This is a genomic window from Methylotuvimicrobium sp. KM1 (assembly GCF_044788715.1).
Classification (GTDB): Bacteria; Pseudomonadota; Gammaproteobacteria; order Methylococcales; family Methylomonadaceae; genus Methylotuvimicrobium.
The window spans coordinates 4,667,340-4,680,017 of sequence record NZ_CP173170.1 but is presented as its reverse complement, the minus strand read 5'-3'; the positions used below and the strand labels follow the sequence as shown (position 1 = coordinate 4,680,017).

General features: G+C 53.8%; 9 protein-coding genes. 5 read left to right on the top strand and 4 right to left on the bottom strand.

Annotated features, from left to right (window positions below):
• The first annotated feature begins 60 nt into the window (after window positions 1–60).
• From ACINK7_RS20390 to ACINK7_RS20380, 3 genes are all read left to right on the top strand, one after another.
• Window positions 61–1,020, top strand: a complete 960-nt coding sequence (locus ACINK7_RS20390; protein WP_404358186.1) for a multicopper oxidase domain-containing protein — start codon at window positions 61–63, stop codon at window positions 1,018–1,020.
• A 36-nt stretch (window positions 1,021–1,056) separates the two neighbouring features.
• Window positions 1,057–2,877, top strand: coding sequence for a hypothetical protein (locus ACINK7_RS20385; protein WP_404358185.1), 1,821 nt, complete (start codon window positions 1,057–1,059; stop codon window positions 2,875–2,877).
• 134 nt (window positions 2,878–3,011) lie between these two features.
• On the top strand, window positions 3,012–3,155 hold the full coding sequence (locus ACINK7_RS20380; protein WP_404358183.1) for a hypothetical protein: 144 nt from the start codon (window positions 3,012–3,014) through the stop codon (window positions 3,153–3,155).
• 29 nt (window positions 3,156–3,184) lie between these two features.
• On the opposite strand, the gene ACINK7_RS20375 is transcribed toward ACINK7_RS20380, so the two are convergent.
• The 4 genes from ACINK7_RS20375 to ACINK7_RS20360 all read right to left on the bottom strand — a co-directional run bounded on the left by ACINK7_RS20375 (window position 3,185) and on the right by ACINK7_RS20360 (window position 11,507).
• On the bottom strand, window positions 3,185–5,488 hold the full coding sequence (locus ACINK7_RS20375) for an acyl-CoA dehydrogenase (protein ID WP_404358181.1): 2,304 nt from the start codon (window positions 5,486–5,488) through the stop codon (window positions 3,185–3,187).
• A 228-nt stretch (window positions 5,489–5,716) separates the two neighbouring features.
• Window positions 5,717–8,032 carry a 3-hydroxyacyl-CoA dehydrogenase NAD-binding domain-containing protein gene (locus ACINK7_RS20370; RefSeq protein ID WP_404358179.1) on the bottom strand — a complete coding sequence of 772 codons (2,316 nt, stop codon included), beginning with the start codon at window positions 8,030–8,032 and terminating at the stop codon, window positions 5,717–5,719.
• On the bottom strand, window positions 8,029–9,171 hold the full coding sequence (locus ACINK7_RS20365; RefSeq protein ID WP_404358177.1) for a thiolase family protein: 1,143 nt from the start codon (window positions 9,169–9,171) through the stop codon (window positions 8,029–8,031). Before ACINK7_RS20365 ends, ACINK7_RS20370 begins: the two co-directional genes overlap by 4 nt.
• Window positions 9,168–11,507, bottom strand: a complete 2,340-nt coding sequence (locus tag ACINK7_RS20360; protein WP_404358174.1) for an alpha/beta fold hydrolase — start codon at window positions 11,505–11,507, stop codon at window positions 9,168–9,170. Before ACINK7_RS20360 ends, ACINK7_RS20365 begins: the two co-directional genes overlap by 4 nt.
• Window positions 11,508–11,815: 308 nt before the next feature.
• On the opposite strand from ACINK7_RS20360, the gene ACINK7_RS20355 reads away from it, so the two are divergent.
• Both ACINK7_RS20355 and ACINK7_RS20350 read left to right on the top strand, forming a co-directional pair.
• Window positions 11,816–11,983, top strand: a complete 168-nt coding sequence (locus tag ACINK7_RS20355; protein WP_404358172.1) for a DUF3641 domain-containing protein — start codon at window positions 11,816–11,818, stop codon at window positions 11,981–11,983.
• Window positions 11,984–11,991: 8 nt separating this feature from the next.
• Complete coding sequence (locus tag ACINK7_RS20350; RefSeq protein ID WP_404358170.1) at window positions 11,992–12,483, top strand: hypothetical protein; 492 nt, start codon at window positions 11,992–11,994, stop codon at window positions 12,481–12,483.
• Window positions 12,484–12,678: the final 195 nt, after the last annotated feature.

The following is a 12,678-nucleotide window of genomic DNA, read 5'->3' as shown; positions in this document are numbered from 1 at the left end:
TTATTTTTTATGCAAAACAACAAGTCTTCGGTAACTTTTTAATTCAATGAGGCAATCGATATGTATAAAACACTAGCAGTCTCTATGTTTGCCGGGTTGATGGCATTTTCCATGCTTGCTGGAGCCGAGACAGGGTCTGTTCATTCGATCACACTGAAAGCGGTGGCTCTGGACTCCGGTCAATTAGCCTATCAAATGGTCAAGCACAAGATTAAAAGCCCTTCCGGTAAAGTCGAAGACATCACGCAACGTTACAGTCAGGAGGCATCGATACCGGGGCCGGCTATCGTTATGACCGAAGGCGATAAAGCAGAAGTCACCTTGGAACACGGCATCAAAAGTTCCAGCGATCCGGTTAGTATTCATGTTCATGGCGTACATTACAAAATCGACAGTGACGGAACCATGAAAATACTAAATCACGTCAACGACCAAGCCGCTTTTCCCGGTAAACCTTACACCTATAAATGGACGGCTGCAGTCGGCACGGCGGGTACTTGGCCTTATCACGATCATACTTTCGGCAATCCTAAGTTAGGTGCCGAGGATAAAGGTTTATACGGAACGTTGATTATCAATCCGAAAAGCGGCAAGGTGCCGGCTTTGATCGACGGCAAAGTCCAAAACGTGGCTATAAAAGACATTAAGCGGGACTTTATTCTATGGATGCATGAAACCACGTTTTGGGGCATGGAAATCAATAATATCGTGAACCGTCAAGTACCGCTTTGGACTAACCCCACGCTAGGCGCGCGTGAGAACGAACTGGTTCGTTTCCACGTCATCGGTATCGGCACCGCGTTTCATACTTTTCATTTACATGCTCATCGCTGGATTCAACCGGGCACGACACATATCGTCGATACCTTCAATATCGGACCGATTCAACGAGAGTCGTTCGTAGTCAAAGCCGGCGAAGGCGTCGGGCCGGGTATGTGGCATTACCACTGTCATGTGTTGCAACACATGCAAAGCGGCATGATGGGCGGATTCAAAGTCTTCGAATCGGCCAAAAATTAATCCTAAAACAAATATAAAAATTGGAAGGTGAATATCATGAAGAGCTACAAGAAAACTTATTTAGCAACGATGATTGCCGGAATTATGTTGAGCTGGAATGCACAGGCGGCTAAAGCCGACGTGGATGACGCTATCCTAAGTACGCCGGGGTTGATGCCTTCGGCAACCTTGGAAATGACCGACGAGCCCGGTTTGTGGTTTAAAGACCCGGTCGACGGTGATGCCTTGGTGGTATTAAAGCCGGGGCAAGCGGTACAAATAAAAATGGGCGATACCCGAACCGAACACACCATAACCAGCTTGCTTTGGCCGGCGGGTGCGAAGGATTTTCCGATCGACCAAGACCAACCGTCTAACGTGAGTATTACTGAAGCTTTGGACACACCTGGGCTTTATGTCTTTACCTGTAAAGTTCATCCGTATATGTTCGGTGCCGTCGTGGTCGACGATCCGGCAACCGAAGGTCTTGATATCGGTTCCGAACTGGCTTTGGTGACCGGCATAAAAGTCCCGGCCGATAGTGATATCGCCAAGCGTTTACTGCGTACCTTTTTCGTGGTTACCACGCCGGACTTATGGCGCGATTATCGGGAGCCGGAATGGAAAGTGAGTCTTCCGGATATTCCATTGAATATCAAAGGCCAAACCATCAGTCTCAGTGCGTTGAGTTTATCCATGCCCAATAAGTTGTTCAATCCCAAAACGCCCGGTGTCGGCGAGGTTTGGGTAAATACCCAATTTGAAATGATCGAAGGGAAAACGAAGCCCGGTTCGGCGACGCGTATCGATGCGGCTAGCTGGAAATTAGTCAACAAAGTCAAGGGAGTCGAGCAAAATTTGAATCACCCGCATAATATGTGGTCCGATAAACGCTATCAATATGTTTATCAGACGCAATGGTTCGATAAAAGACTGATGACCTTCGAGCGCGATAGCGGTAAAGTGACCAGTAACGTCGAAATCGGTGAATCGCCATCGCATGTTTTGACGCGTCCCGGTGATGATAATCTGTATGTTGCGATCAACAATAGCGAGCATGTCGTTAAAATGAAAGGCGGCAGCCGCCCTGCGGTAATAAAAAGCATCAACACCGGGAAAAATAGCGGACCTCACGGGCATTTCATTACCGATGACGGTAAATACATGGTAACCCCGAATGCCTTGGCAAGTAGCGTGTCGGTCGTCGATCTCGACACCGAAAAAAATACCATGATTCCGACCGGAGGCGTCATTCCGATAGCGGTTTGGGGAATGCCTGACGGTCAACGCGCCTATGCCGCAAATCTGTTGGGTACACCGCCGCTGTTAAGCAGTTTGACGGTTATCGATATTCCGGGTAAGAAAAAATTGTCCGACATCGACCTCGCCGCCGATTACGACCCGATTTCCGGAAAAATAAGCGGCGAGGCATACGGCTTATTGCCGATACAAACGCCGGTGAGCCCGGACGGTAAGTATGTGGTGACCGCGAATACCTTGAGTATGAGCATCACGATTGTCGATACCGCAACGAATAAAGTCGTTAAAAGCTTACCTTGTGAGGCAGGATGTCATGGCATTCATTTCGGCATGAAAAAAGGTGGCGGGTATTATGCTTATGTCGCCAGCAAATTTGCGAATAACCTGATAGTTGTGGATATGGACAAGCTCGAGTTAGCCGGCAGTATTTTGTTGGCCGATGCTAAAGATAGCAGCATAAAAGCTCATAACGGCATGGGCGGGCAGGGCGTGTTGCCGTTGCCGTTGGTTGAACACGGCTATTTGGCGCAAACCTTGAAATTAAGCGGAAAAAAAGAGCTGAGTCCGCAAGTGGAAGGCTGGTTAAAGCAATTAACCAAGGAACAAAAAGGGATTTGATACTCATCGCAGATCGAAATCGGCACCGAGGTGCCCGTCAAAGGACGCCGTAAACCCATCCATTGGGGGGCTTGGCGGCGGCATTACGCCAAGGATGGCGTGTATTAGGGCACCAACAGTAGGCGCTTTAGGCGATGCAGGGCAGAAAAATGCTCCTGCATTTTCTGCATTCGTTACATCCATGTAACTCAGCAATTGCCGAGGAGCAAAAATCTGCCCCTGCCGCCGACATCCTCGCCGAGCACCCCGGCGCCTCCTTAGACGCTGCCGAAATTTGAAGTGTGAAAGGTATATTTCATGATCCTTCCTAAGCACGTCCGGTCAAGTGTTCCGGTGCGAAATCGTCGACCGCGATCGCTTTCATTTTGGCTTGCTCGGCTTTTTCGAGTAATGCATATTCGTCCTTGTCGATCAATTCCGATGCCAAAGCCTGCTGCAGTAGGGATGACGGCATTCCTTTGGGTAGCGCTCCTTGTTTTTGCGCGGCGCGGATTTTGGCCTCGGTCGGTGCGGCCTCGAGCACTGCCCTGAAGGCGCCCTCGATGCGGCCGGTAGGATCGTCCGGATCGGTATTGATATAGATGCCATCGGTCAAACGCTCGCGCGCCGGATTGTCGGTCAATAGCAATTTTGCGAGAGGACCGGTCAAGCTATCGCACGGCGGCGCGCAGGGTTTGCCGAGCGGAAACAACAAGGCACGCAGCAAGCCGGCCGAAAGTTTCGCCGGCAACAGTCGAAGTGCCTCCAATAACGATTGTTGGGCACGATATAGGCTGTCTTGGCAGGCCCAATGCAACAGCGGCAGGTCGTCCGAGGGCGCGTCTTGATTCTCGAAATGTTTGAGTACGCAGGAACACAAGTACAAGTGGCTCAGTACGTCGGCCAACCGGCCGGAAATGCGTTCCTTGCGTTTGAGCCGGCCGCCCAGCGTCAGCAGCGCGACATCGGCTGCCAGCGCAAAGCCGGTGCTAAGCCGTGTCAATTGCCGGTAATAACGCTTCGTTTCGCGGTTACCGGGCGCGGCAGTTAGCCGCGAACCGCCAACGCCGAACCAGAAGCCTCGAAAGATATTGTTCAGAAAAAAACGGATATGCCGCCATAATATCGAGTCGAATTCGCGCAAGGCTTTGGCCGCATCTGTTTGGTTCAGTGCCTGCATTTCTTGTTGTACGAAAGGGTGGCAGCGTACCGAACCTTGGCCGAAAATCATCATCGTGCGGGTTAGAATGTTCGCGCCTTCGACCGTGATGCCGACCGGGACGACCTGATACACACGGCCGATTGCGTTGGAAGGCCCCAGACAAATGCCCGAGCCGCCTTGAATATCCATGCCGTCGTTGACGATACGCCGCATGCCTTCGGTGAGTTGGTATTTCAGTATCGCCGAGATCACCGCCGGTTTCTCGCCGACATCGAGTGCCGCGCAGGTGACTTGGCGCGCGGCGTCCATTAAATAGGCGCTGCCGGCCATGCGCGCCAGTACCTCTTCGATGCCTTCGAAGGCACCGATCGGCAGATTGAACTGATGCCTGATTCGCGCATAGGCGCCGGTGTTGCGGCAGATGAATTTAGCCGCGCCGACGCTTAGCGCCGGTAGCGAAATCGCGCGGCCGGTGGCGAGGCATTGCATCAACATTTTCCAACCTTGACCGGCCTGTGCCGCGCCGCCGATGATCCAGTCGAGCGGAATGAAAACGTCCTTGCCCCAGTTAGGGCCGTTTTGGAAGGCCGAATCGAGCGGAAAATGGCGGCGGCCGATTGAAACGCCCGGCGTATCGGTCGGAATCAGCGCGACGGTAATGCCGATGTCTTCGGTTTCGCCCAACAGCCGGTCGGGATCGTAAAGCTTGAACGCCAGTCCGAGCACCGTGGCGACCGGGCCTAGCGTAATATAACGCTTCTCCCAATTGAGCAGTATGCCCAAAACTCGTTTGTTGCCTTCGAACGCGCCGTAACAGACGATGCCGGTATCGGGCATTGCGCCGGCGTCGCTGCCGGCCAGTGGGCCGGTTAATGCAAATGCCGGTATTTCGAGACCGTCGGCCAGGCGCGGTAGATAATGATTCTTTTGCTGATCGGTGCCGTAGGCCAGCAATAATTTGGCCGGCCCCAATGAATTCGGGACCATGACCGTGACCGCGGCGGTCGTGCTGCGGCTGGCGAGCTTCATGACAATTTGCGAATGCGCGAAATCGGAAAACGCCAGTCCGCCGTAACGCTTCGGAATGATGATGCCGCAAAATTTATGTTGTTTGATGTAGTCCCATACTTCCGCCGGTAAGTCGCGGCGCTTGAAGGTGATGTCCCAGTCGTCGAGCATCGCGCACAGGGTTTCCACAGGTCCGTCGATAAAGGCGCGCTCCTCGTCGCTGAGGCGCGCCGCGGGCAGCGCCGCGAGTTTGGCCCAGTCCGGCCGACCCTTGAACAGTTCTGCGTCCCACCAGGTGTTGCCCGCTTCGAGTGCCTCGCGCTCGGTTTGCGACATCGGCGGCAGATTGCGGCGCATGGCCTTGAACAGCGGCCGGGTCAGTAGGCTGCGGCGTATCGGAGCATAGGCAACGATCCCGGCTAGGATAAGCCCGGTCGATACGACGATAATGAATTCAGTCATGGCTTAAGTCCTGTTACTGTGAAAGTTTGTAGATTTGGATTCTTTATCTAATTTTTCGATAGATAATTCGAGCGCGTAGCCCGTATGAAGCGTAAGCGGAATACGGGGATTGCGTGGCCTCGAACGTCCCGGATTGCGCTTGCGCTCCATCCGGGCTACGTGGTTAAACTTTCATTTGCCGGGGCGATGGCCGGGCCTTCATGAACGTTACGTTTCTCGATTGCCCCGTCAGTTTCTCAACGGCTTGCCGGTTTTCAGCATGTGTTCGAGCCTTGTTACAGTGCCGGGTTGCTTGACCAGGTGCAAAAAGGCTTGCCGTTCCAGGTTCAACATGTCTTGTTCGCTGATCGGATCGAGGCTGTCGGTGTCGCCGCCGCTCAATACGAAAGCCAGTTGGCCGGCGATTTCCCTGTCGTAAGCGGTCGCCTTGCCCGAGAGCGATAAGTTGCGCACGGCAATCTCAAGCGCCGCGCGGCCCGAAGCGCCCGGTAAATAATAAACATAAGGTTCCGGCGGCCGATAATCGGCGATCATTGTCAGGACGCGCGCCTTCGCGTCGGCCAGCAGACGATCTTTGTTCATCGTGATGCCGTCGCGTTCGGATAAATAGAGTAATGCCTTCGCCAACAAGGCCGATTTGGACGTCTTAGCGAGCGCGATGGTCTCGAAGGCTTGCGAAATCGCCGGCATCGGTCCGCCCGGGCGGTTAGGCAAACTAAGCCATCGGCGCAGTAATTCCTTGCAGCCGCCCCATCCCGGCACCAGGCCGACTCCGGTTTCGACGAGGCCGGTATACAGCTCGGCATGGGCTTGCACCGCATCGCAATGCAGCAGGATTTCGCAACCGCCGCCCAGCGCTAAACCGGATGGTGCGCCGACGACCGGGAAAGGCGCGTATTTCAAGGCGTGATAAGTTTGTTGTCCGAGTTCGACGATTCGGGCAACGGCATCCCAATCTTGCCGCATCAATGCCGGGGCCAGCAGAGTTAGATTGGCCCCGGCCGAAAAATGCTCGGCTTCGTTATGAATGACCATGCCCTCGAAATTGTCCCGGACGACGCCGATGCTTTGCTGGATCAGGCTCAGGCTGTCCGGGTCCAAGGTATTCATTTTACTATGGAATTCTAAGCAAACGATGCCGTCGCCGATGTCCCACAGACTGGCCGATGCATTTTTGAGCAAAGGACCGGTGCGCTGTTTGATATCGCCGAGCGACAACATGCCTTCGGGACGGTGGATCGGCCGATAGCGGCGGCCTTCGTCCTTACACTCCAGGACGCCTTGCTTGTCTGTGCGATACAGGCTTTGCCGGTCCGCGAGCAGATAGGGAATCGGTTGGTGTTTCTCTTGAAGCCGCTCGACGAACCAATCGGCGCCGAGACGATCGAGTAGTTCGAACGGGCCGTAACGCCAGTTGTAGCCGAGGCGCATCGCGGTATCGATCGCAAGCGGATCGTCGGCGATTTCCGGAATCAAGCTAGCCGCATAGCTTAGCGTGTCTGACCAGACTCGCCAGGCATAGCGATTGAGCGCTTCGCCGCCGGATAAAAATTTTTTTAAATCTTCGGGTCTGTGACTGACGCCGTCGATGCGGTATTTTTCACTGACGCGATAGTCGCCGGTTTGGAGATCGACCGCTTCCTTGATTTTGGCGTCGGCATCGGGCTTGAGACGATAAAAGCCGCCGAGACCCTTACGTCCTGTATAGCCTTTTTCGATCATGCGGCGCAGCAACGGCGGCACGGCGCCTATTGTCCGCAAGCGGTCCTTGGCCGGCAGGCTTTGCTTGAAGCCACTCAGAACATGCGGCATCAGATCCAGGCCGACCAGGTCCAGCAAGCCGAACACGCCGGTTTTCGGAATGCCGAACAGCGCCATCGCGGCATCGCATTCTTCGACGGTCAAGTTATTCGCGATCGCTTCGAGCAATGCCGTTTGTATCCAGAAGGTGCCGATTCGGTTCGCGATGAAGCCCGGTGTGTCCTTGCAAGTAACGCAGCCTTTACCGAGGCGCAGGTCTGCGAACGTCGCTACCGCATCGAATAAATCAGGTGCGATGTCGGGTGGCGCGACCAGTTCGAGTAGGCGCATGTAGCGCGGCGGGTTGAAAAAGTGCGTGATCATGAAACGCCGCTTGAAGCTTTCGGATTGTTCCAAAGTCAACACCTGCAACGGTAGTGTCGAGGTGTTCGACGATATCAGCGTATCGGGTCGGCAGACCGTTTCCAGTTGTCGGTAAAGACTACGTTTGATCTTAGGGTCTTCGATCACGGCTTCGACGATCCAGTCGGCCGTGGCCAGACGGGCTAAATCATCCTCGATATTACCCGGCATGATCAGCCGAACGTTGTTCGGATGCATCAGCGGCGAGGGTTCGGCGGCAAGCATTTTAGCGATCGCTTGCTCGGCGATTTGATTACGGTTCGTTGCGTTATCGGGGACGATGTCCAATAAGGAGACCGGAATGCCGGCATTGGCGATATGGGCGGCGATTCCGGCTCCCATCACGCCGGCGCCGATGACTGCGGCTCGTTCGATATTCATGATGCGGCCTCCAGAATGGTTGCGATACCTTGACCGCCGCCGATGCACTGTGTTGCCAGCGCATAACGCTTACGCTCGCGGTGCAGTAGGCTGGCCGCCTTGCCGGTGATGCGCGCGCCGGTCGCGCCCAGAGGATGGCCTAGCGCGATCGCGCCGCCGTCCAGGTTGAGTTTTTCGATAGGGATGGGCAATTCTTGTAATACGGCTAGGGCCTGCGCGGCGAAGGCTTCGTTCAATTCGACCAGATCGATGTCTTCCAGCGTTAAACCTGCTCTTTGCAAAGCTTTGTGCGTCGCGACAACCGGGCCGATGCCCATGATTTCGGGCTGGCAGGCGGATACCGCGATCGATTTGATGCGGGCTAGTTTCGGCAGTCCGTGTGCGTCGGCATAGGTTTCGCTGCAAACCAATACCGCCGCGGCGCCGTCGGTCAGCGGTGACGACGTCGCGGCCGTGACGCTGCCGTTTTGCAGAAATGCCGGCTTGAGCTCGGCTAGACCTTCCGCCGTCGAATCGGGGCGCGGACAGCCGTCCTGATCGATGCGATCGCCTCGGTGCGTTTGAATCAGTACGATCTCATCGGCAAAGTCGCCGCTTTGTCTGGAGTGCTGCGTTTTGCGTTGACTGGCCAACGCGAAATTTTCTTGGTCCCGGCGGGCTATGGAATAGCGGCGAGCCAGGTTTTCTGCGGTCTCACCCATGCTCATGTAGGCTTCCGGGTGATCTTTATAAAGCCCCGGATGCGGCAAGGTATTGAATCCGCCCATCGGGACACGGCTCATCGATTCGACGCCGGCACAAATGAAAACTTCGCCGGCGTTCATTTGAATTGCGCCGGCCGCGATATGAATCGCTTGCATCGAAGAACCGCAGAAACGGTTGACGGTCATCCCCGCGACCGATATCGGCAGTTCCGCCAGCTGCACAACGAGGCGCGCGATATTGAGGCCTTGCTCGCCTTCCGGAAAGGCGCAGCCGAGGATCAAGTCTTCGATAGCGTTCGGATCGACGCTGCACTTGTCGATCAGCGCCTTGACCACTTGCGCGGCCAGGTCGTCGGGTCTGACGTGGGCTAACTCTCCTTTGCCCGCCGGCGTGAACGGCGATCTAGCATATCCTGCGATGACTACATTATTCATGATGCTGCCTCCTCTTCGGTAATGGCTTGCGGCATGGGGTATCCGGTGTCTTCGGTTTGTTGCAGCGAGCTTAAAAAATCGTCGATCATAGACCAAGTCTCGCCGATGTTTTCCATCAGAATGCCGTGCCGGTCGGCATCGATCGAATGTAAATATTTTCTTGTCGCGCCTAATCTAGCGAATACGATTTCGGCGCTTTCCGGAGCGACGATCGGGTCTCGGTTGGCATAAAGCAGTAGAGTCGGCGTTTCGATACCGGGCAGTAATTCGTCAAGATGCTGAATCAGCCGACGTAATTCGAATAGCGCCCGGATCGGTGTATTACAGTAATTGATATCGGGATGCTCCGGCGTGTTGTCGATGAACGGTTTGACGCCCTCGAAAGAAGACAGCCAGCGTACCAGGCTATTGGTGTTATGCAGTAAAGACACCAGCATGAATGACGGATTCATGAATTTGACCGGAACCGAAACCGCGACAACACCGGCGATTTCCTGGCGGTTTTCCGCCGCGAGTTTGAGCGCCAAAGCGCCGCCGGTTGAAAAGCCGATCAGGACGATTTTTCCGCAATGCGCTTTGAGAATCGTGAAGCCTTTGTTGACGCTGTCGAACCATTGCTCATAGCTCAAATCTCTCAAGGCATTGGGCGAAGTGCCGTGGCCCTTCAAGCGAATCCCAAGCACCGTGAAGCCTTGACGTGCCAGCGTGCGTCCGTAATCGCGCAGTTCCGCGGGGCTGGCCAACAGGCCGTGGATCAACAGAATGCCGATGCCGTTGGTTCGGGCCGGTTTCATCAAGAATGGAGACGGGTCGGCAATGGCACTTTCGTGTTGTTTGATCGTGCCGTTTTGCAGCGTGCTAAAAGTCTGCTGTTCGTAGGCCAGCGCGATCAGTTCGTCGTCGAAATGCCAGGCCGCCAGTTGTTCGGGATCGATCTTTGAGTAGGCTTGGTCGGCGGCCGAAAGCGTATCGCGCACGATGCTTAGCGGCGCCGCTTCGTTATGGTAGACCGCGATCGGATTTTCCAGACGGATTTGGTCGAAGTCGTGGTCCTCGCACAGTTTCGGCAAAAAATGGTAGCATTCATCTTGTTCGGCAATCAGTTGCGCGTCCTTGGCGATGCATATGAAGTGCTCGAAGCGGTCGTTGACGCAATGGATCAGGTCGCTGTAATCATCCGGATTCAACAGACTTCGATGTAAATGAATATCGGGATTTTTTTGCAAATTTTTTATCGCGATATACAACACGGTATAAAATCGGCATTTTTCGATATGTTTGAGTCCGGCGCCGATGTTGCTCATGATCAGCGTCGAGGCCAGATGGCTGAGGTTTACCGTCACGTTGGCATAGATGGCTTTCATGTATTGATTGCGCGAACAGCTTGCATTTTTGACGAATAGATAGCCGAGCAGGCGTTCTTTCCAATTTCTCGGTGCGCTTGTTAAATTGAACGCATCGTCCGGATCGCGTATGTCAGGCGCCGTTTTGCCCATGATCCAATGCGTGCGCCAATCCCACACGCAACAAGGATTGACCGGTTCGCCCATGCGGATGTCCATGTCGGTATCCTTGAGTAAGATATTGCCTTCGATCAAGAGTTCTTCGGTTTGCCGAAGGCTCATCGTGTCCGAAAACAATTCGACGCTTTTAAACAATAAGTTTTCGGAGTTGCGAATCGGATAGAACGTGATGTTGGCCGGTACGATCAAGGTGGGTTTTAGCGCGGTCGCCATGAGTTGATCCAAACTATCGAATTCAAGCAATGACTGCCAGTGCAGCAGGCGCTCTTTGTCTTTCGTTTTGAAGGCATGGCGAATCGCCGACTTCAATGCTTCGACTCCTTGGCCTAATACGGCAGGACCGGTGTGATGCTTACGCCGAAGTCCGGTCATGCGCGAATAAATACTGTATTCGCCTTTTTTGTCGATCACGCGCCGGTCCTTGACCATGCCGCCTTCGGGGAAAATAATGACCTTACGTCCGCGCAGGATTTGGCCGGCCAAGATAGCGAATAAACGGGGGTGATCGTGCGGAAATACGCCGACATGCTTCAAATAATTCGACAGTACATTGTCTTCCTTGAAGAACTCGCCCGATGCGATCGAGCAGCTATACGCGCCGGTCTGTTCGAAAAATAGAAACTGCGGAATGAAAGTTTCGAAGCGGGAAAAATGGTTGAATAGAAAAATATCGCCTTGCAAGACTTGGTTGTCGGCGAACAATTCGAATTTGACGCTCAATAAGTTTTTGACGGCTCTGAACAACTTGACCGAGCGAATATAGAGCGCGGTATCGATGTCGTACCAGTTTTCGGGATAATCGACAGACTTCATGGTGCTATGACTCCCTGGCGTCTTTCGAGGGGCGCCGTTTGAGGTCTTGCATAAAACCGACCGAATCGAGCGAGTCGAATGGTCACTTTAATTTAAAGACTTTCTATTTTTGCATCGGTTCCCTTGGTTGAACGTATGAGTCGTTTATACGCCCATCGTAGCTCAAAATTCGGCGCTGGGGATCCGTAAAAGGACGCCGTGAATACGTTTATATAGGCGCTATGCCGGCATCCATGCGGCAAAGCCTTTACGTTTTTTATATACTGATACGTTGACGCATGAGTTGACGATACTCGATGAGGGCATCTATGTATAACAGCAAACCGTTATTGCTCAAAAGCGAAATCGTCGCATCCTTGCGGTGTTATATCGGCGATTTATTGGAGAAAGACCTGAATTCGGCGCCGGTTCAAGTGGCCGATCATTGTTTCAGCTGTACCGCGGGTCAAGGTTCGAGTTGCAGCGGTGTAATATGAACCGGAGCATGCAGGAAAAAATCGAGCTCGAACATGAGGCGGCCAAATTGTTCATGCGGCTTTACGAACAAAAAACAGGCATTCCGATGCGGCATATTTGGCATAACGAGCCGAAAAAGCCGGATGTTTCGTGTTACCTAGGCGATCGGCGCTTGGATTTGGAAATTGCGCATTTGTACGGCAGTGAAGAAGAAGCTCAACTGATTTTGGGGCGCAAAGTCAGTATCCGGACACTGGAGGCGTTGCATCGCTTGATTACTGTTCCGGTCGGCGAGCGTTTGTTGAATGCGTTGAATGCGATTTTGGCCAGCAAGGCCGAAAAGTCCTATCACAGCGACCGGGTTTGGCTGGTTTTGCGTAACGCCAATCCGCTTTGGAGTCGTGAAGAACTGGAAGATAATTTGCACCGGGTAACGCTACCCGAGTCTCATTCGTTCGAGCAGATTTGGGTCGTCGGAGACATGGAAGGAAAGTCCGGTATTTTGCGGTTGTTTCCTTGAGCTCTATGTCGGGGGATACAGCCGTAGGATGGGTAGGAGCGAAGCGGAAACCCATCATGGGCGCCCGCAAACGGCGGGAAAACATTACGCGGCTGGATTGATAAAACCCGTCCGGCGGCGGGCGATAAGAGCCGTCCATGGTTCGACAGGGCTCACCACGAACGGCTTAACTTAATGGCGGGAAAACGATGGGTT